This window comes from Synergistaceae bacterium (assembly GCA_017450125.1).
In the GTDB taxonomy this organism is placed as follows: domain Bacteria; phylum Synergistota; class Synergistia; order Synergistales; family Aminobacteriaceae; genus JAFUXM01.
In genome coordinates this window covers 117,764-136,896 of the sequence record JAFSWZ010000010.1, presented here as the reverse complement: position 1 = coordinate 136,896, position 19,133 = coordinate 117,764, and the positions used below count along the sequence as shown (strand labels likewise).

Genomic DNA, 19,133 nt, shown 5'->3' with positions numbered 1-19,133 from the left:
TAAATTTTCTGTGTGAGCTTGTAAGTATACCATCACGCGCCGTGAATCATCCGCCACAGTTCCGACAGCGCGAAGCGTACCGTCCGTGTCCTCACTTCCTCGCGTCCGCCCGGAAGCCTGCGTGTTATCGTTATCGTCCCTCTGTCCGACGCAAACCCGAAGCACACCGTCCCTACAGGCTTGCTCTCGCTGCCTCCGTCTGGCCCGGCAATACCCGTAACGCTCACCGTAAAATCCGCGTCGTAGATTCTCAGCGCACCTTCCGCCATCTCACGCGCACATTCCTCGCTGACTGCTCCGTGCTCACGCAGAGTTGCGGCCTTCACGCCCAGAATGTTGCTCTTGGCCTCGTTGCTGTAGGTTACCGCCGAGCCGTTGAACACGTCGGAGCTCCCCGCAATCTCGGTCAGTGCCGCGCCGATAAGCCCGCCCGTGCACGACTCCGCACACGCAATCCTTGCGCCCCTGAAACGTGCCTCGTACAGCACTGCCTCAGCGATGGACGCACAGCCTTGCGGCAGAACGTCATCACGGAAACGCGAGCGCACAGCTCTTTCTGCCTCAGAGACCGCCTTAGCCTCGCCCCTGATTATCAGCTCAACCTGCGGGAAAGCAGGAAGTATCGACACGTGAAGCGCGGAATTGCCGATGACTTCGGGGATGCGTTCGGCAATAGTCATCTCGGGAATGTTCAGGATTATCACCGACGCACTGCAATGCTCGGAGTCCGGCGCGAAAACTTCAGGGAGCTCTTGTCGGGTCATCGCCTGATACTCCATCGGAACGCCGGGCAGGGCTATCACCGTTGTGCCTTCTGACTCGAAGCGAATCCCCAGCGCGAAGCCTGCAGGGTTGAAGACAGCCTGTGCCTTCTCGGGAATCATCGCCTGAGGGTCTCTGCACCTCTCCGTGTAGGAGAGACGGTGAGGGTCATTGCGCACCCTGTCGACGACGCGGTCATACATCGCGTTCTCCGCCCTCAGCCCGCACCCCAAGTACGAAGCGATTGCGTGCCTCGTTCTGTCGTCGTGGGTCGGGCCAAGACCTCCCGAAAGAATCAGCAAGTCAGTGTGCCCTATCCACCGTGCAAGAAGCCCGTGAATCGCTTCATCAGTGTCGGGAAGAACCTCGATGCGCAGAACCTCGATGCCCTTGCTGTGAAGGTGATGCGCCATGAAGGACGCGTTCTTCTCGAGTCGCGCGCCGCTTAGGAGTTCGTCGCCGACCGCCGCAAGTACCGCGTTCCTCATCACAGCACCCCCGCAAGCAGAGGATACATCCAGCCCGCGTGGTAGAAGTACGCGTTGAGTGCCTGAAGGATTACGTTGCTCATTATGCCGCCGAGAATGTCGTCAGCCATTATGCCCCAGCCGCCGGGTAGCTTCTCCATCGTGCAGACGGGGAAGGGCTTAAGAATGTCAATCAGCCTGAACAGGAAGAAGCCGGGAATGATGAATCCTTTCGGCAGAAGGTACAGCGTCAGCCACATTCCTGGAACTTCATCGATGTTGAGGAAGCTCGGGTCTTTCTGGCCGAAGTATGCCTCAGACTTGCCGGTAACGTACACTCCTACGGCCGACACAAGAACTATTGCCCACATCGGCACGTCAACGAACGCGCTGACCACACAGGCCGCCGCAGAACTCACAGTGCCGGGCATTCCCGAAGGCAGGAAGCCCAGTCCGAATACGCTCGCAATCCACACGTAATAGGGATAGCGTTTACTTTCGCTCATCATTAATCACCTCTCCAAACAAATCGTTTTCGTTGCAGTCGTTAATCTTCGCCAGCACAACATCGCCGGGTCTCATTGATGCTGCTCCCTCAACGCACACGAGCCCGTCAACTTCCGGCGCGTCGCGGTAACTTCTTCCCCACGCTTCGTCCGCCTCTGCGTCAATCTCCTCGACGAGCACGTCAACTTCACGTTCAACGAAGAGTTCGCTTCTCTCCTGCGCAATCTCTGCCTGAAGCTCCATCAGCTTAGAGCACCGTGCTTCTGCTGTCTTGCGCGAGACCCTGCCGCTTAACTTGGCCGCTTTAGTGCCCTCCTCAGGCGAATACACGAACGCTCCCAGCCTGTCGAACTCAACATCACTCACGAAGTCTAGCACTCTGCTGAAGCTCTTATCCGTCTCGCCGGGAAATCCCGTCATTATCGTTGTGCGCAGGGTAAACAGAGGGTCAAGCTCGCGGATGTACGCGAAGATTCTGCGCATGTGTTCGGGCGGACATGGGCGATTCATTCGCGCGAGAATGTCGGGGTCTGCGTGCTGTATGGGGATGTCAAGGTAGCGGAGGACTTTCTCCTGCGTCATCAGGAAGTCAATTAATGCTTCGTTGACGCGGTTAGGATGAAGGTAGAGAAGCCGTAACCATGTCCCTGCCGGAAGCTCAGAGTTGAGGGCGCGGATGAGCTCCTGAAGACTAGTGCCGATGTCAGAGCCGTAAACTGTTAGGTCTTGGCCGACTAAGCACAGCTCCTTTGCTCCGGCAGCACACAGCATCCTTGCTTCAGACAGAAGCTGCTTGACGGGAATGCTCCTGAGACGGCCGCGTATGAGGGGAATTGCGCAGTACGAACACAGGGTGTTGCAGCCTTCGGAGACCTTGAGGTAGCGCGTCCAGAATGTGTGAGTGAGTGAGTGCGAGACTGACTGACAGTTTGCGTTGTACGTGCCTCCAAGAAACGTTATGACCTTCTCCCAATCCTCAGACCGTGCGAACAAATCAACCGTCGGAAGTTCGGCGCGTAATTCCTTCTCGTAGCGGTTCACGAGGCATCCGGCGACAACGATTCTCTTGACGGCTCCGTCCTCCTTGAGCTTCTCGAGGTCAAGAATCGCGTCGATGTTCTCCTTCACTGCGTCCTGAATGAAGCCGCATGTGTTGATGATTGCCGTGTCCGCACCGTCGGTAGTGTCAGTGATGACGTGGCCAAGTGCTTCGAGCTGTGCAGTGAGGTGCTCGCTGTCTGCGGTGTTCTTGGCACAGCCCATAGAGACAAAGTATATCCTCATTCGTACTCGGAGAAACTGTCATCGTCCAGTTCTTTGACCTCAAAGACTCTCTCTACGTTCACGCAGAAGTTGTGGTTAATCATGAGCGTCGCCAGCTTTTGGCCGTCAATGAGCATGATGCGTTCATCCTGAGCACAGACTGCGGCCTGCTCGGAGAACTCGCCGGTTGTCGCGAAGATTCCTGTTCCGCCGAGCTCCGCAAGTTCGCTGGCGAAGTCCTTGACATCAGCGCGTCCGACCGTCCTGCCGGGAGAGAGCTTGCTGGTATGAATGTAGATGTTGCTCTTGGTCTTGAGGTCGAGGATTACACCCTGAATGAGGCTGTTGCCAGAGGCATCGGACGTGTAGCGTGCGTTCTGGTAGGCGTTGTAGCCCATCTTTGAGAGCAGGTCGATCACGAAGATGGAGAACATTTCCGGCGAGAGGCCTGCGGCGCGCATCAGGGCATTGTCGGCAAGTTCGGAGTTGTGGCGTTCGAGAACGTCATCAATGCTCAGGGACTGTGTTACTGCGTGTGAATAGTCTTCAAGTTCTTCTGTACTCATGTCTGAATTTTCCTCGTAATCGTAAGTTTGTGGTTCGTCGGTCAAGTCAATGTTGTCGGGGAAGAGTTCCTGAGTGTCGGCGGGTGCGATATCTTCATCGTCGTTGGCGGGCGTGAACTCTTGCTCTGCAGGCTCTGCCTCGTCCGACGTTGCTTCAACGTCTGACGGTTGCTCTTCTGCTTCGTAGTCAACAGGTTCAGTGTCTGCGGCGGTTTCTTCCGCTTCGTCAACGACCTCAACGTCTGCGGCTTCTTCTTCTGCGTCATCGTCAACAGCCTCAACGTCTGCGGCTTCTTCTTCCGCTTCGTAGTCGACGGCCTCAATGTCTGCGGCTTCTTCCTCTATAGCGACAGCATCACTCTCTGCAGGCTCTGCCTCTTCTTCTATGTCGACAGCCTCAACATCTGCTGGCTCTGCCTCTTCCTCTACAGCAACGGCCTCAACGTCTGCTGGCTGCTCTTCTGCTGCTTCTTCGACGACTTCAACATCTGCAGGCTCTGCCTCTTCCTCTACAGCAACGACTTCAACGTCTGCGGCCTGTTCTTCTGCGTCATCGTCAATAGTCTCAACGTCTGCGGCTTGTTGTTCTTCTTCGTCGTCAACAGCCTCAATGTCTGCGGCTTCTTCCGCTACAGCTACAGCCTCAGTCTCTGCAGGCTCTGCCTCTTCTACGGCGACAGCCTCAACGTCTGGGGTCTCTTCCTCTGCTTCGTAGTCGACAGCCTCAACATCTGCGGCTTCTTCCTCTATGGCGACAGCTTCAACATTTGCTGGCTGCTCTTCTGGTGCTTCTTCGACGACTTCAACATCTGCAGGCTCTGCCTCTTCCTCTACAGCAACGGCCTCAACATCTGGGGTCTCTTCCTCTTCGGCAACGACCTCAACATCAGGCGGCGGAAGCTCCTCCTCTGCTTTCACTGAAGCTGGCTCTGCAACAGTAAACACTTCGTCCTCAATAATCCCTGTCGTCGTCTCCAAAATTTCCGTCCCTCGTCTGGTTATCATGTATGTCTGCTTTAATGGGTTCGAGATGAGTTTGTTCGTCATCAAATATGCTTGGGCATCGTTTATCCTGCTCTTAAGGGCTCTCCTCTCATAGGGCGACATCGAATCTATGTGCGTCCCTAACTTCTCCGCTATCAGGCTCATCAGTTCCTTGATGCGGAAATAATGGGGAGAATCTCCCTTGTATGCCTCAAGCAATGGCCTGCGTATTTCCTCAGTGCTGGGAACAGGCATAATTGACCTTCACCTCTGAACAAATTATGAATGATGGGAAAAATTATACTTCAATTTTCAGGGCGGGCAACATAACAGGCTATAATAGCACTCACACCGCAAAGGAGACGTTCATCATGAAGACCATCAGAATCATAGTGCTGTTATGCGTATTGTCCGCGCCCGTTTATGCCTCGCCATCGTGGGAGCTAACTTCCCTCGACCGCCGCAAAGCTATCCCCAACGACACTACCCCTCCGTCCCGAACAATTCCCCTCAATGCCCTGCCTCCGCTCTCCGATGACGAAGGAGTCATCCGGCGCGTAAAGCTCTCCGGCGACGTTAAGGCTGTTGCCCTCACGTTCGACATGTGCGAGCTCGACACAAACACGACCGGCTGTGATATGGACGTGATTAGCTTCTTGAGGGAGAAGCAGATCCCCGCAACGCTCTTCATGGGCGGAAAATGGATGCGCACTCACGCCGAACGCGTCAAGCAGATAATGACCTCACCGCTCTTTGAGCTCGCCAACCACAACTGGAGTCATGGCAACTGTGCATTGTTGAGCGACGAAGGTCTGAGGGCGCAAATCCTCTGGACACAGGCCGAGTACGAGTTATTGCGCGAAGAAGCGGAGGCCTTTGACGCTCCTGAAAGCATGACGCTATTCCGCCTGCCTTACGGGAGGAACAACCAGCGTGCACTGAAGACCATCGCGGAGCTGGGGATGCGTGTTGTTCAGTGGGACGTGGCCGCAGAAGCCGGAGACAACTCAAGGCTCGAGCGCGCGAAACGTTCCGCCAGGCTCGTTGCGTCAATGACTAAGCCCGGAAGCATCCTCCTATTCCACGCAAACCTTGTGCCGAAGGGTACGGTCAACCTTCTCCGTGAAGTCGTGAACATCCTCAGCGATGACGGCTACGTGTTCGTTGCCGCAGGAGAACTTCTCGGGATGGGCGAGCCTGAGACAGTGAGGGACGGATATTTCTCACGGCCGAAGGACAATTACGCGCTCGACAAGAAGTTTGGTGCAGACGGAACAGGAAGACGCAGACCCTTTACCGGGAAACCATAGAAATTTTTGCTTGTTAAAGACTGCGTAAAACTGTAGAATTTATCACATCCACCCAAATTTTTCGGGATTAGTATCTATATGATTCAGCACCCCTTCATTTTTTGGGACATATATATTTCAGCAGAACAGGAAAGGATAAACAGTTATGCAGTACGTGTTAGCAGTATTGTTCTTCATGGCCGGGTCAGGCTTGAGTTATGCCGGGCTCAGGGCGTGGGACAATTCACGCATCAACGGCACAAAGAAGCAGATCGCCGCAATGCTCAAGGAAGCCGAAGAGTCCGCCGAACGACTCCGTCAGGCCAAGATAGCCGAAGCCCGCGAGGAAGTTACCCGTCTCCGTCAGGAAGCTCAGAAGGACATCAAGGAACGACGTGCAGAGATTCAGCGGACAGAACGCAAGCTCGAGCAGAAAGAAGACAACCTCGACAAGAAGATTGACCGTGTTACCCGCAAAGAAGACGAACTCAAGACGCGCCAGGAAGAGCTGGAGAAACGCAGAGCCGCCCTTGAGGAGACGATACAGAGGCAGGAGGCACGTCTTCAGGAGATCGCCGAGATGACCAAAGAAGAAGCCCAAGAACTCCTCCTCCGAAAGACCGAAGCCGACGCGAGGCACATGCTGGGTCTGAAGCTCAAGGAGCTCGAGGAACAGGCAATGCGTGAGGCCGACCGCAGAGCACGGGACATCATCATCGGAGCAATGCAGAGGTGTGCAGTGGAGGCGGCAGGCGAAAGCACTGTGAGCGTCGTACCTCTCCCGAGCGAAGAGATGAAGGGGCGCATAATCGGCAGGGAAGGCCGCAACATCAGAGCCTTCGAGAGCCTCACAGGAGTAGACCTCATTATCGACGACACACCAGAAGCAGTAACACTTTCCAGCTTTGACCCAATCCGACGAGAAATCGCCCGCCGCGCAATGGAACGCCTTGTAGTTGACGGTAGGATTCACCCCGCAAGAATCGAGGAGCTCATAGAGAAGGCTGCCCGCGACATAGACGAAGAGATGATAACCGAAGGCGAGAACGCGATACTTGAGCTCGGCATAAAGAACATGAACAATGAACTTATCCGCACGATAGGACAGCTTAAGTTCCGCTTTAGCTACGGACAGAACGTTCTTGCGCACAGCCTCGAAGTCGCAGAGATCGCCGGAATCATCGCCGCAGAACTTGGCCTCGACGAAGAGACAGCACGTCGCGGAGGGCTTCTTCACGACATCGGCAAGGCAATCGACCACCAGATAGAGGGGCCTCACGCGGCAATCGGTGCGGAACTGGCCAAGAGGCTCGGCGAGCGTCCCGAAGTCGTGAACTGCATAGCCAGCCACCACGACAATCTCGAGGTCGGTTCGGTGTACGAAGTCGTCGTAGCGATGGCAGACGCAATCAGTGCCGCACGTCCAGGAGCACGCAGAGAGAGCATCGACGCATACATCAAGAGGCTGAAGCAGCTCGAGGAACTTGCGCAGGGCTTCGAGGGAGTTACGAGAGCCTACGCGATACAGGCAGGCCGCGAGGTCAGAGTTATCCTCAACGCCGGCAAGACGGACGACGGGACAGTCCACAAAATGGCGTATGACATTGCGCGCAAAATCGAAGCAGAGATGAAGTATCCCGGACAGATAAAGGTCAACGTAGCCCGCGAGACCAGAGCATCGGAGTTCGCAAAATGAGGGTGCTTTTCTCCGGCGATGTAGCTTGGAGCACGGGCAGGGAAGTTCTGGCACTCGCACTGCCTATCCTGCGCAGGGACTTCGGGCCGATAGACTTTACCGTCATCAACTGCGAGAACGCTGCTCACGGCAAAGGCATGACCGCAAAGATACTTGACGAGTTCGTCGCGCTTGGTGTCGACGCAATGACCAGCGGAAATCACATCTGGGACAAAGCTCCGTTCTTCCCCGTGCTCGACGCAGACACGAGAGTCTTCCGTCCGGCGAATTACCCGTTCTCCTGTCCGGGCAGAGGACACGGGATAATTGAGCGCAAGGGCAAACGTCTCGGCATCCTCAACCTTCAGGGACAGGTCTTCATGCCTCCAATAGAGAATCCGTTTCTTGTTGCTGATGCGTGTCTCGGGGAACTTGGCCGCGTACCCGTGCTAGTGGACTTCCACGCCGAAGCAACCTCAGAAAAACTGGGGCTGGGGCACTACCTTGACGGGCGGGTCAGCGCAGTTGTCGGGACACACACTCACGTTCAGACGGCCGACGAACGAATCCTCCCGAAAGGCACGGCGTACATCACCGACGCAGGAATGACTGGAGCTCACGGCGGAATGCTGGGCGTAACGTACGATTCAGCAATCCAGAAGTTCCTCACAGGACTGCCCGTGAAGTTTGAGCCATGCGAGTCAGAAGCTGCCTTCAACGGAGTAGTGATAGACATCAATGAGGAGACAGGGCACGCAGAGGGCATCATAAGGGTAACTTTGCCGTCAGAGACGTTGACGTAGAGAGCCGTAGGGGTGCTGCAGATTATTCCTTCTCTGCTGACAGCGGGGGAGGAATTTTTTTGTGCTATCATTGCTCAATCCATACACATTTTAGGAGGAATAAACACAATGCTTAAACTTATGGGAGTACTTGCACTCGGTGCGGCTATGCTTCCGCTTCTGACATCACCTGCTTCTGCTGACGAGGAAGCTCCGGCCAAGAGACCGATAGCGGCCTTCACCACATCAATGGGAAACTTCAGGATAGAGCTATACTCTGACCTTGCGCCCAAGACGGTCGACAATTTCGTGAGCCTCGCAAAGAAGGGTTTTTACGACGGAGTAATCTTCCACAGGGTGATCGACGGCTTCATGATTCAGGGCGGAGACCCGACGGGCACAGGAATGGGAGGACCGGGCTACACGATTGATGACGAGTTCGGCAAAGGCCTCAAGCACAACGCGAAGGGTATTCTGTCGATGGCTAACGCAGGCCCTAACACAGGCGGTTCGCAGTTCTTCATCACGCTCGTACCTACCCCGTGGCTCGACGGGCATCACGCAATCTTCGGGCACGTAATCGAGGGGATGGAGGTTGTCGAGGCAATTGGGCACACGAAGACCAGCCGTCAGGACAGACCCGTAAAAGAAGTAGTAATCCAGACCATAACGATTGAGGAATAATCGATGACGAAACAGGTATACGTATCGCGCAGGCTTCCTCCGCTGGCGATGGAGGAGCTGGGCAGAATCTGCAGCTACGACGTGAACTCTGAGGCTAGAGGCGCGACGTGTGAGGAGCTGCTTTATGCGCTGAAGAATTATGCGGCTGTAGTTACGATGCTCAGCGACAACATAGACGCAGAACTAATCGCACAGGCAGGAGAGAATCTCAAGCTCATCGCGAATTATGCAGTGGGCTTCAACAACATTGACGTGAAGGCAGCGAACGCACGGGGAATCTACGTCAGCAACACTCCTGACGTTCTCACGGATGCGACGGCGGATTTGGGCTGGGCACTGCTTTTTGCGGCGGCACGGAGAGTCATCGAAGGAGACAGCATCGTTCGCACGTCAAAGATGGGCGGAGGGCCTGAGTACATGCTGGGTTCTGACATTACGGGCAAGACGCTCGGGATTGTCGGAGCAGGACGAATCGGGAGCAACTTTGCGCGTAAGGGAGCATTAGGCTTCAGAATGAAGGTGCTGTATTTCGGACGGCATAACACCTCCGAACTCGACGAAATCGGAGGGAAGCGCGTAACCCTTGACGAACTTCTTGCGGAGTCGGATTACGTTTCGCTTCATTGTCCTCTTACGCCGGAGACACGGCATCTCATCGGTGCAGAACAGCTTGCAAAAATGAAGCCCTCAGCAATCCTCATCAACACAGCCAGAGGCCCGGTAGTTGACGAGAAGGCGTTAGCCTCTGCCCTCGCGAACCACACCATCGCCGCCGCAGGCCTCGATGTCTACGAGCATGAACCCGACGTTGAGCCTGAGCTTAAGGCTCTCCCGAACGTTGTGCTGATGCCGCACGTTGGCTCTGCGACGCTGGGGACTCGCACGAACATGGGCTTGATGGTCGTCCGCAACGTCGAAGCAGTGTTAGCGGGGAACACTCCCCCGAATGAGGTGAAGCTGTAGCATGAACGTCAAGGATTTGCTGCCCGCCCGTTCGCCCGAAATGCACAAGGGGCACAGAGGCAGGCTGTTAATCGTCGGAGGTTCGGAGCGTTACACGGGAGCTCCTGCGCTTAGTGCTCTCGGTGCGCTGAGATCCGGCGCGGGAGTCGTAACCCTGCTTTCTCTGCAGAACGTCTGCGATGTATGCGCCGCCCGTCTTCCCGAAGTGGTTTACTGCCCCGAAGATGACCGTTTCAGGTGGAAAGAACTTGCGCTCGCGCAGAAGAACATTGATGCGCTGGTGATAGGGCCGGGACTGGACAGGACGATAGCCGCCGAGATTTTCACGTCCCGAATGTGGAAGGAGTGGCCGAAGAAGATTCTTGTTGACGGCGACGGACTTAACGCGCTCTCCGTAACGAAGGACGATTTGCGGGCACGTGCTGACTCCGTTCTGACTCCTCACGAGGGCGAGGCCGGAAGATTGCTGGGGATTCCTCCTGCGGCGGTTCACGCGGACAGGCCGGGAGCAGTACGCGAGCTCTCCGAACGCTGGGGCTGTGTCGTGCTCAAAGGACATAACACCCTCGTAGCTTCTGGGGAAAAGTACGCGGAAATCAAGCACGGCGGACCTGAACTCTCCGTGCCCGGCTCAGGAGATGTACTGTCTGGGTGTATCGGTGCGTTCTTGGCGATGGGGCTTGAGGCGTTCGATGCGGCGGTTCTCGGAGCAACGATTCACGGAATGGCCGGAGACCTGCTGGCACGGAGCGGAGTTGACGGGGTTCTTGCGTCGGAGATTGCACACACACTGCGCAAAGTCATCGGAGACTTGAGGAGCGGAAATGCAAAGGCGTGAACCCCGCAAACGCGTGGACTGGGACGCGGAGATTCAGAAGACGGAGAAGATTCGGCGCAGAGGGTTATTCATGAGCATTCTGAGTTTCGGGATGGCTGTAGCGTTCATCTTCGGAATGAGCCGCTTCACGGGGGCAAGCGTAGAGATCCCGCGCTCGGTGCTTTTTGCGGTGCTGTTCTGCGTCTCGTGCGTTGTCCTCCGAATAATCATGAAGAAGCGTTCCCGCAGACATGACAAGTGAATTTGTCTCGCACTCTGAGGAGGAAACCCGTGCACTTGGCCGCCGTCTGGGTGAAGCTCTAACAGGCGGGCTGTGCGTACTGCTCTGCGGGGATTTGGGCGCGGGGAAAACCGTACTTGTTCGCGGAGTCGGCGAGGCACTGGGGATTTCCGGCGTGAGGAGTCCGTCCTTCACCCTCATCAACGAGTACGAGGCGGAATCGGGGCTGTTCGTGATTCACGCGGACTTGTACAGGCTCGATGATGCTGCTTCATTGGGGCTCGAAGAGTACGGTGAAGACGCTGTGCTGTTCGTCGAGTGGCCGGAACGTTGGAAGAACCCTCCGGCGGACGACGTGCTGAAAGTGTCTTTCTCCGCGCCGGACGAGTCGGAGAGGCGAATAACGATTGACGCGCAGGGGCAGAAGGCGGAAGGAGTGCTGATGAAGCTGTGAAGATGTTAGCGGTTGATTGCTGTCTGCGCTTGACGGGAGTCGCATTGATGGTGGACGGTGAAATTGTCGCCTCAGAGCAGGAGGACTTAGGCCGCCGTCAGTCCTCAGAACTTCCGCAAATGTCTGAACGCGTAATGCGCGGGCATGCGTGGGAGTCTCTGGACTACGTTGCTCTGACCAACGGACCCGGCTACTTCACGGGAATCCGCGTCGGTGCGGCGTATGCATCGGGCGTTGCGTATGCTTCGGGCGCAAAGATTGTTCCTGTGTCGTCGCTTGATGTCCTGTCTTTCGGGCAGAAGGGGAAAGTTCTTGCTGTGGTTTATGCAGGGCACGGGTACGTGTACGCGGGCTGTGAAGGCTTCCTTGATGCGGGAGAATACACACTCGAAGAAGTTGCTGAATGGCGAAAAGCTAACCCTGACGCACTGGCTGTCTCCGATGACCCGGAACGTGCAGGGCTCGAAGCCGTGAAGGTCAGGCCAAGCATAGAAGCTCTCTGCGAACTTGCGGGGAAAAGAATTGATTGTGCGGCAAGCCCTCTGGAGCTGAAGATTAACTACTTCCGTGCTCCTCAGGGCGCAAACTGATAAGGAGTGATAAACATGAATGCTATGGCTATGGGAATGGCTATAGGAACGATCATAGATACAGTGATGTTTCTGGTGTTCGCGTACTTCCTCTACAAAGGAGTTATGCGCGGATTTTCCGGCGAGGTAATAGGACTTGTGGGGATAGGCACGGCTACTTTCTGTGCGTTCCACTTCAACGAGGCGGCTACGGAGCTCGCGATACATATGCTGTTCAACGACAGCCTGAGCATCGACAGGGGAATAGTCTCGATAATCTGCATGGTGCTGATATTCTTCATTGTCGAGATGCTGTTTGCGGGTGTCGGAGCAATCCTCACCTACATGGTCAAGGTTACAGATCTCACCGTTACTGACAGGATGATGGGCGTTGTTATCGCGGTCCTGAAGACGTGCTTCATCATTGTTGCGGTTTTCGCGGCGGCATCTCCATTCCTCTCTGATGACTGGTACGAAGGAAGCTACACGATGACTTTTGCGTCCAAAGTATGGCCTTACGTTAGAGACATACTCGAGAAATACGGCCTGCTTGACTTGGGAAAGCTGACGGGCAAATAGATGCATCTTTCACAGAACGTTGCGGAAGTCTTAGAGCTGAGCAAAAACCTGCTCCCATACCGTGAGAACCTGCGCGGTGAACTCGGGGAGCAGGTATTATTGTCGCTCAAGCCCGCAGAGACTCTCGAAGCCCTCCGTGAACGTGAAGCCCTCTTGCGTGAGTGGCTTGACCTGACTGACCACAACGGAGAGTTTCGCTTCAGCGCGGGGCTGGAGTCTGTCAGCGGAATGTTCACGCAGGCACGGAGGAGCGGGATTCTGTCGGGTGAAGAGCTGGTGAAGGTCAGGGCAGTCCTGCAGTGTGCGCGCCACATCCGCGAAGAGTTAGCGAGTTTCTCGGAGAAACACGAGCACATTGACGCACTGCGCAGAGGAATCCGGGATTTTTCGCCGGAACTTGAGAGCCTTAACGTTATCGAGGACTCCGGGCGGTTAATGGACACCGCATCACCGAAGCTCTACGATTTGCGCTCGGAGATTGAGGCACAGAAGCGCACGGGCAGACGAATTGCAGAGAAGCTCCTCTCCGACTCCGACATCACGAACATGCTGCAGGAACGTTCGCTGTCGTGGCGTGAAGGAAGGTTTCTGCTTCTGGTACGGCAGGAATACATCAACAGGTTTCCCGGCTTGGCGGTTGAACGTTCAGCGTCGGGAAATTCCGTGTACATGGAACCTAAAGCCTTGTCGCACGTCAACAACACGCTGATAGTGAAATCTCGGGACGAGCACGACGAGGAGAGGAACATACTTCTTGGCCTGACGCGGACGATACTTTCACGCGAGACCGCAATCACCAGCGCAGAACGTGTAATCGGTACGCTTGACCTTCTGTGCGCGTGTGATGTGCTTATACGCTCCAAGCACTGGGTGATTCCCGAACTCACTGAGCGCAAATTCTTCCGGCTTTCCGGCGCGCGTCATCCTATGCTCCGTGAGAAGGCAGTCCCAATTGACGCGGAATGCGGGGACTCGTTCAGCACGCTCGTGATAACCGGCTCGAACACCGGCGGAAAAACCGTAACCCTCAAGACTGCGGGCGTGTTAATCGCGCTGTCGTGGCTCGGCCTGCCGATACCTGCGCGGGACGGGACGGTGATAGGGACGTTCGACGCAATATTTGCGGACATAGGCGACGAACAGAGCATAGAGCAGAACCTATCGACATTCAGTTCTCACCTGAAGAAGATAATCAGCATCCTCAAAGATTCTACTGACTCATCACTTGTTCTTCTCGACGAGTTAGGAGCTGGCACAGACCCTCACGAGGGCGCGGCGTTGGGAGTTGCGATTCTGGAGACGCTGAAGGAGAAGGGCTGTACGGTTCTTGCGACGACTCACCACAACCCGATAAAGCAATACGCATTGATGACGCAGGGAGTCGAGACGGCGAGCATGGAGTTCGACATAGAGAAGCTCGAACCGACTTACCGGCTGCTGATGGGAATACCGGGCCGGAGCAGTGCCCTTCTCATCGCGAAACGTTACGGAATGCCGGAAAGTGTGTTGAAGCTGGCGCAGGGCGAGCTGGATTCGCGGGAAGTTACGGCGGAAGACATAATGAGCGAGCTCAACGAACGCAAGGCAGCCCTTGACCGTGCAGAGCGTGAATTTCAGGCGACTATGCGCGAGGCAGAGGAGCTGAGGGACGCTTACCGTGCACGTGTAACGGAGATAGACATTCAGCGGGACAAGATAATGCAGGCGGCAGACAGGCGTGCGGAGAAGTTCATTGCACGGGCGGAAGAAACCTCGAAGGAGATTATCCGTGAGCTTGAGGAGACTGCGAAGGTTTCAGCAAGGAAGGGCTATGATGTTCGGCGGAGGGAGCTGGAGAAACTGAGGGGAATAATCGACAAGAGACACAAGAAACGCACGGAACGCGAGATAGAGAGCAGCCCGAAAACGTTCGAGCCCGCACCTGGAGTTACAGCGCAGGTTGCCGGGAGCGGGATTGTGGGGATAATCAACGAGATTCGGAACGGACGGGCATACATGACTGCCGGGCCGATGACGATTGATGTGCCTGTCGGGCAGCTCATAGCGACGGACAAGAAGGCGAAAGTTGCAGCACCGCTTGCGGACACGACGAAGATTCCTGCGGCTGACAGCGTTCCGCCGTCAATCATGGTGAGAGGGATGCTCGTTGCTGAGGCGATGCCGCTGGTTGAAGGGTATCTTGACCGCGCTTACAGGTCTAATCACTCCGTTGTAACGGTGATTCACGGACGCGGAGAAGGGATTTTGCGGCGGGAGGTTCACGCGTTGTGCGCAAGATTGAAGTACGTTAAGAGCTACCGTCTCGGAATGGAGGGAGAAGGCGGGTACGGAGTAACTATTGTGGAGTTCAGGAAGTGAGGGGGTGAGGCCTTGATATTTCATTGTGCATGTGAAATACTTTGCCCAATATTTTCATGCAAGTGGTGATCAGCTGATGTAGATTTATCGGTTGTGGTCTTCTGTTGCTTGTGTTTGCTGTACTTGTTCCTGTTGCTGCACTTGCGATTCCTGTTGTATATCCGAACAATGGAGATTATTACATTGTCCCCCGTGCAAACAACAATTTTACTATTGATGTCAAAGGTGGCGGCAATGCAGCGCAAACCCCTATCTGGCTCTACGAGAAGAACAATTCGGCGGCACAGATTTTCACGCTCCGTAGAGTAAACGGAGACTGGTACACCATCACTCACAAAGCTTCCGGACATGTCATCAACGTTCAGGGCGGTAACTCGAACAACGATGCTCGTCTGTGGCTGTATCCCAACGATAAAACGGACAGTTGTTACTGGAGGTTCGGGAATCTCGGGAATGGTTATTACTTGATTCAGAGCAAGTTGAGAGGAAACAGGATTATAGACCTCGACAACAACAGGGCATTCAACGGTGCAATTGTGCATTTGTGGGATACTCACAGTGGGGCATCTGCAAGCTGGAAACTTGTTCCTGTCAGCGGAGGCGGTGGTGGCCAGACCAAGCGTCAGGCTTTGCAAACCGTTCCCGCGTATACGGACTCTGCATTGAGCAAACGCAACGGCAATGAGCGCGTCGATAAGGGCGACATGGTTACAGTTCTGCAGGAGACGAGCAATGCGTATTACGTACGCTATCCTGTAAGCAACGGCACGAAGGATCGCTGGGTCAGCAAGACAGTTTTCACGTCCTCTAATCCTAGTTCTGGATATGCAAACCCTATTTCTGTAGCAGGAGCATATTGGGGCAACTACAATCTTGCAGGCAACGGAGGTTTTAAACACGATATTCTTGCAAGCGGCATAAACGGCAAACCAGTGTATGCTATTCAGGACGGTACGATTCAATGCAGACAAATAATAGGGACTAAGGGTAACTATAACGGGAAGCTAGTATCGTATGGTAACGTAATTTATTTTACGTCAAGTGATGGGAAGACTAAGGCACGATATGCTCACCTGAGTGGCTTTACAAAGTGCAAGCCTGTCGTAACAGTGTCAGCAGGTTCTGGCAGTACGTATACTGTTGCCGGTACAAGGTATCAGGAGTTAGGCTCATACACAGTCAAAAAGGGCGAAATTATAGGTTATGTAGGGACGACAGGGAATTCCTCAGGGCCTCATTTGCATTTTGAACTTAGGATCAATGACAAGCAAGTTGCTCCTGAGAAATATATCGGCATCAATTAGAGCTGTTGTGTTTTGACAGGTACTGTTTTTGCCTGTACAATATCCCGCATCAATACTAGAAAGGAGAATCGCATAATGTTCACAACTGCCCTCGCACTACTCTTATGCACTGCGGATTCTCCGGGAGTGCAGTAACTTTCAGTGCACACAGCAGAACATGATAATCATACGGGGAATCTGAGACAATCACACAAAATCTCAGACCCCGTTTTTTATGGGAGGAATAACAGTTAATGCATCAGGTTAAGATTTTCGACACAACATTACGCGACGGCGAACAGTCCCCGGGCTGCAGCATGAACCTCAGCGAGAAGATAGTCATGGCCCGACAGCTTGAGAAGCTCGGAGTTGACATCATCGAGGCAGGTTTCGCGATAGCCTCGCCGATGGACTTCAAGAGCATACAGGCCATAGCAAGTGCCGCCCCGAACTGCACGATAGCCAGCCTTGCCCGCGCGAACAAGAAGGACATTGACACCGCGTGGGATGCAGTCAAGGACGCGAAGAAGCCCCGCATTCACGTATTCATAGCGACAAGTGATGTTCACATGCAGTACAAGCTGAGGATGACGCGTGAGCAGGTTCTCTCGACAATCACCGAGATGGTCTCTTACGCAAAGGCCAAGTGCGACGATATAGAGTTCTCCGCAGAGGATGCCTCGCGTTCGGAGCGTGAGTTCCTCGCACAGGCTTTCAGCACCGCAATAGCCGCCGGAGCAACCACAATCAACGTCCCTGACACTGTGGGCTACTCAACTCCGCACGAGATGGCTGACCTCATCGAGTACCTGAAGGCACACGTTGAAGGTATTGACGGGGTAGATATTTCCGTGCACTGCCATAATGATTTGGGAATGGGAGTCGCGAACTCTTTAGCCTGCGTTAAGGCCGGAGCAACTCAGGTTGAATGCACCGTCAACGGCATCGGCGAGCGCGCGGGCAACGCGAGCCTTGAAGAAATCGTGATGGCGATACGTACCCGCAGGGACTTCTACGACGCGGACACGAACATTAACACGCGGGAAATCTACAAGTCGAGCCGTCTTCTCAGCAACATTACAGGAGTCCCGATCGCGCCGACAAAGCCCATCGTCGGAGCAAACGCCTTCGCGCATGAGGCAGGAATCCACCAGCACGGCGTGATAACGAACTCGCAGACCTACGAGATAATGAACCCTGACGAAATCGGCGTTCCGCACAGGGCGTTAGTTCTCGGGAAGCACTCGGGCAAGCACGCGATACGTGAGAGGCTCGAAGCGATGGGCTACGAGATTCCTGACGAGGAGCTTGAAGATATTTTCGTGAGGTTCAAGAAGCTGGCCGACCAGAAGAAGACCATCACGAGCTCAGACCTTGAGGCACTGACTCTTCACCGTTCGCGGATAGTGAGGCCGGAGGAAGGTACAGCGTCAACCTGCCAGCTCCTGAGCCACTCGATAACCAGCGGGAGCGACATTCCGAAGATCTCCTACGTGAAGCTGAGGAAGGACGGCAGCGTGATGGAGGGAGTAGAGTACGGAGCAGGTCCTCTTGATGCGGCGTTCAAGGCAGTGAACAAGATGCTGGGGGTTGATGCGCGTCTCGAAGATTTCAGCGTTAGGGCAGTAACCGAAGGCGAAGACAGCATAGGCGAGGCAGTGGTGAAGATTTCGAGCGTTTCGACGGGAGAGATGTACACCGGCTCGGGGATTTCGACGGATATAGTTGAAGCGTCTCTGCAGGCATACATCAGCGGCATCAACAAGATGTTCGAGGCAGAGTAAATTTTTGCCGACCTATACTGCATAGGTCGGCAATCTTTACCTTAACGCTATATCCTTCATGGTGATAGACTTCATTTTACCTTCAAGGACTTCCTGAATCTCATCGAGGCTCTCATCAAGTGCGGCGTGTATGTTTTTCCCGACGGGACAATCAGGGTTGGGGTTCTCGTGGAAACGGAACAGCTTTCCCTTCACGCTCTCGACAGCTTCATAGACATCGTAGAGTGTTATGCTCTCAAGAGGACGGGCTAAAAGTATTCCGCCTTTTCCGCGCACAACCTCAACCAGTCCCGCCGTTTTGAGCTGGGAGATTATCTGCCGGATTATCACGGGATTCACCCCCACGCTCCCGGCCAAGAAGTCGCTCGTTATTGTGCACTCTTCATGAAAGTAGTCTATACACGTCAGAATGTGAACTGCGATTGTGAACCTGCTGGAAATCTGCACAGTTATTCTCTGACTACAGAAATTCTCTGCTTGATGTGATTTCCTTTCACTGCCTCGTCAACCATCGCTATAGCGTAGTCCGCATAGCTGATGATGCTCTCGCCCTTCGCGTTGAGGGTCAGCTCTTCGCCAGCAAGAATGTACTTGCCTGTTCTCCCGCCGTCCGCCTGAAAGTCCCCCGCAGGACTCACGAACGTCCAGCGCACGTCATCACGCTTGCGGAGTTCGTCGAGTGCCTTTGCCTGAGCCGTCGCAAGAGGCTTGAACGCGTCGGGAAATTCTGGGGTCTGGTAGAGCTGCACTGTGTGTTCAGGGTTGACGTAGAGGCTTCCTGCTCCTCCGACGACGAGAAGGCGAGTTTCGCTTCCCGAGAGAGCGTCGCACAGAACCTTAAGGCTCTTGCTGTGCAGAGGCAGTGTGTCGGGTGTCCATGCCCCGAACGCATCAACCACAACGTCAAAGCCCTTGAGGTCTTCCGCCTTGAGGTCAAGAATGTCCTTGATGACTGCGTGCTGTGCTTTGGTCTTGTTCTGTCCGCGAACAATTGCCGTAACGTCGAGGCCTCTGCTCACTGCCTCGTCGACTATGAGGCTTCCTGCTTTGCCGTTTGCGCATACAACTGCGAGTTTCATTAGCTGTCTTCCTCCTGTAGGGATTAT

General features: G+C 54.7%; 19 protein-coding genes. 13 read left to right on the top strand and 6 right to left on the bottom strand.

From position 1 onward, the window contains the following. Positions 1-32: 32 nt before the first annotated feature. From IJT02_01530 to IJT02_01515, 4 genes are read right to left on the bottom strand one after another with little or no spacing between them, the layout of a single operon-like run. A complete protein-coding gene (locus IJT02_01530) occupies positions 33-1,250 on the bottom strand; it encodes a nicotinamide-nucleotide amidohydrolase family protein (GenBank protein MBQ7543605.1) in 1,218 nt (405 codons plus the stop codon). Further along, complete coding sequence (locus IJT02_01525; GenBank protein ID MBQ7543604.1) at positions 1,250-1,738, bottom strand: phosphatidylglycerophosphatase A; 489 nt, start codon at positions 1,736-1,738, stop codon at positions 1,250-1,252. Before IJT02_01525 ends, IJT02_01530 begins: the two co-directional genes overlap by 1 nt. Next, positions 1,722-3,020, bottom strand: a complete 1,299-nt coding sequence (rimO, locus tag IJT02_01520) for a 30S ribosomal protein S12 methylthiotransferase RimO (protein ID MBQ7543603.1) — start codon at positions 3,018-3,020, stop codon at positions 1,722-1,724. The genes IJT02_01525 and rimO overlap by 17 nt, the downstream gene beginning before the upstream one ends. Further along, a complete protein-coding gene (locus IJT02_01515) occupies positions 3,017-4,804 on the bottom strand; it encodes a restriction endonuclease (GenBank protein MBQ7543602.1) in 1,788 nt (595 codons plus the stop codon). Before IJT02_01515 ends, rimO begins: the two co-directional genes overlap by 4 nt. 116 nt (positions 4,805-4,920) lie before the next feature. Here IJT02_01515 and IJT02_01510 point away from each other — a divergent pair, with 116 nt between their 5' ends. From IJT02_01510 to IJT02_01450, 13 genes are all read left to right on the top strand, one after another. Beyond that, positions 4,921-5,859 (top strand): polysaccharide deacetylase family protein, encoded by a 939-nt coding sequence (locus IJT02_01510; GenBank protein ID MBQ7543601.1) that lies wholly within the window; start codon positions 4,921-4,923, stop codon positions 5,857-5,859. A gap of 145 nt (positions 5,860-6,004) precedes the next feature. Next, the gene (gene rny / locus IJT02_01505; protein MBQ7543600.1) at positions 6,005-7,534 is read left to right on the top strand and encodes a ribonuclease Y; all 1,530 of its coding nucleotides are present in this window, start codon (positions 6,005-6,007) and stop codon (positions 7,532-7,534) included. Beyond that, positions 7,531-8,316, top strand: a complete 786-nt coding sequence (locus IJT02_01500) for a TIGR00282 family metallophosphoesterase (GenBank protein MBQ7543599.1) — start codon at positions 7,531-7,533, stop codon at positions 8,314-8,316. The genes rny and IJT02_01500 overlap by 4 nt, the downstream gene beginning before the upstream one ends. A 108-nt stretch (positions 8,317-8,424) precedes the next feature. Beyond that, positions 8,425-8,979 (top strand): peptidylprolyl isomerase, encoded by a 555-nt coding sequence (locus tag IJT02_01495; GenBank protein MBQ7543598.1) that lies wholly within the window; start codon positions 8,425-8,427, stop codon positions 8,977-8,979. Between the two features lie 3 nt (positions 8,980-8,982). Next, a complete protein-coding gene (locus IJT02_01490; GenBank protein ID MBQ7543597.1) occupies positions 8,983-9,942 on the top strand; it encodes a D-glycerate dehydrogenase in 960 nt (319 codons plus the stop codon). 1 nt (position 9,943) lies between these two features. After that, positions 9,944-10,780: an NAD(P)H-hydrate dehydratase gene (locus IJT02_01485; GenBank protein ID MBQ7543596.1), complete on the top strand. Its 837-nt coding sequence runs from the start codon at positions 9,944-9,946 to the stop codon at positions 10,778-10,780. Continuing rightward, positions 10,767-11,021: a hypothetical protein gene (locus IJT02_01480; protein ID MBQ7543595.1), complete on the top strand. Its 255-nt coding sequence runs from the start codon at positions 10,767-10,769 to the stop codon at positions 11,019-11,021. Before IJT02_01485 ends, IJT02_01480 begins: the two co-directional genes overlap by 14 nt. Further along, positions 11,011-11,454 carry a tRNA (adenosine(37)-N6)-threonylcarbamoyltransferase complex ATPase subunit type 1 TsaE gene (gene tsaE, locus IJT02_01475; protein MBQ7543594.1) on the top strand — a complete coding sequence of 148 codons (444 nt, stop codon included), beginning with the start codon at positions 11,011-11,013 and terminating at the stop codon, positions 11,452-11,454. Before IJT02_01480 ends, tsaE begins: the two co-directional genes overlap by 11 nt. Continuing rightward, positions 11,451-12,044, top strand: coding sequence for a tRNA (adenosine(37)-N6)-threonylcarbamoyltransferase complex dimerization subunit type 1 TsaB (gene tsaB / locus IJT02_01470; protein MBQ7543593.1), 594 nt, complete (start codon positions 11,451-11,453; stop codon positions 12,042-12,044). The genes tsaE and tsaB overlap by 4 nt, the downstream gene beginning before the upstream one ends. Positions 12,045-12,059: 15 nt before the next feature. Further along, complete coding sequence (locus tag IJT02_01465; protein ID MBQ7543592.1) at positions 12,060-12,602, top strand: CvpA family protein; 543 nt, start codon at positions 12,060-12,062, stop codon at positions 12,600-12,602. Beyond that, positions 12,603-14,960 (top strand): Smr/MutS family protein, encoded by a 2,358-nt coding sequence (locus IJT02_01460; GenBank protein ID MBQ7543591.1) that lies wholly within the window; start codon positions 12,603-12,605, stop codon positions 14,958-14,960. It begins immediately after the preceding gene. Between the two features lie 104 nt (positions 14,961-15,064). Further along, complete coding sequence (locus tag IJT02_01455) at positions 15,065-16,264, top strand: RICIN domain-containing protein (GenBank protein MBQ7543590.1); 1,200 nt, start codon at positions 15,065-15,067, stop codon at positions 16,262-16,264. Positions 16,265-16,497: 233 nt separating this feature from the next. Further along, a complete protein-coding gene (locus IJT02_01450) occupies positions 16,498-18,027 on the top strand; it encodes a 2-isopropylmalate synthase (protein MBQ7543589.1) in 1,530 nt (509 codons plus the stop codon). Between the two features lie 36 nt (positions 18,028-18,063). On the opposite strand, the gene IJT02_01445 is transcribed toward IJT02_01450, so the two are convergent. Both IJT02_01445 and IJT02_01440 read right to left on the bottom strand, forming a co-directional pair. Beyond that, positions 18,064-18,474: an Rrf2 family transcriptional regulator gene (locus IJT02_01445; GenBank protein ID MBQ7543588.1), complete on the bottom strand. Its 411-nt coding sequence runs from the start codon at positions 18,472-18,474 to the stop codon at positions 18,064-18,066. 2 nt (positions 18,475-18,476) lie between these two features. After that, positions 18,477-19,106: an NAD(P)-dependent oxidoreductase gene (locus tag IJT02_01440; GenBank protein ID MBQ7543587.1), complete on the bottom strand. Its 630-nt coding sequence runs from the start codon at positions 19,104-19,106 to the stop codon at positions 18,477-18,479. Positions 19,107-19,133: the final 27 nt, after the last annotated feature.

What these genes read in the sequence shown, in the direction of transcription:
- IJT02_01530 (MBQ7543605.1), bottom strand. Translation starts at nt 1,250, where the DNA reads ATGAGGAACGCGGTACTTGCGGCGGTCGGCGACGAACTCCTAAGCGGC.
- IJT02_01525 (MBQ7543604.1), bottom strand. Translation starts at nt 1,738, where the DNA reads ATGATGAGCGAAAGTAAACGCTATCCCTATTACGTGTGGATTGCGAGC.
- rimO (MBQ7543603.1), bottom strand. Translation starts at nt 3,020, where the DNA reads ATGAGGATATACTTTGTCTCTATGGGCTGTGCCAAGAACACCGCAGAC.
- IJT02_01515 (MBQ7543602.1), bottom strand. Translation starts at nt 4,804, where the DNA reads ATGCCTGTTCCCAGCACTGAGGAAATACGCAGGCCATTGCTTGAGGCA.
- IJT02_01510 (MBQ7543601.1), top strand. Translation starts at nt 4,921, where the DNA reads ATGAAGACCATCAGAATCATAGTGCTGTTATGCGTATTGTCCGCGCCC.
- rny (MBQ7543600.1), top strand. Translation starts at nt 6,005, where the DNA reads ATGCAGTACGTGTTAGCAGTATTGTTCTTCATGGCCGGGTCAGGCTTG.
- IJT02_01500 (MBQ7543599.1), top strand. Translation starts at nt 7,531, where the DNA reads ATGAGGGTGCTTTTCTCCGGCGATGTAGCTTGGAGCACGGGCAGGGAA.
- IJT02_01495 (MBQ7543598.1), top strand. Translation starts at nt 8,425, where the DNA reads ATGCTTAAACTTATGGGAGTACTTGCACTCGGTGCGGCTATGCTTCCG.
- IJT02_01490 (MBQ7543597.1), top strand. Translation starts at nt 8,983, where the DNA reads ATGACGAAACAGGTATACGTATCGCGCAGGCTTCCTCCGCTGGCGATG.
- IJT02_01485 (MBQ7543596.1), top strand. Translation starts at nt 9,944, where the DNA reads ATGAACGTCAAGGATTTGCTGCCCGCCCGTTCGCCCGAAATGCACAAG.
- IJT02_01480 (MBQ7543595.1), top strand. Translation starts at nt 10,767, where the DNA reads ATGCAAAGGCGTGAACCCCGCAAACGCGTGGACTGGGACGCGGAGATT.
- tsaE (MBQ7543594.1), top strand. Translation starts at nt 11,011, where the DNA reads ATGACAAGTGAATTTGTCTCGCACTCTGAGGAGGAAACCCGTGCACTT.
- IJT02_01465 (MBQ7543592.1), top strand. Translation starts at nt 12,060, where the DNA reads ATGAATGCTATGGCTATGGGAATGGCTATAGGAACGATCATAGATACA.
- IJT02_01460 (MBQ7543591.1), top strand. Translation starts at nt 12,603, where the DNA reads ATGCATCTTTCACAGAACGTTGCGGAAGTCTTAGAGCTGAGCAAAAAC.
- IJT02_01450 (MBQ7543589.1), top strand. Translation starts at nt 16,498, where the DNA reads ATGCATCAGGTTAAGATTTTCGACACAACATTACGCGACGGCGAACAG.
- IJT02_01440 (MBQ7543587.1), bottom strand. Translation starts at nt 19,106, where the DNA reads ATGAAACTCGCAGTTGTATGCGCAAACGGCAAAGCAGGAAGCCTCATA.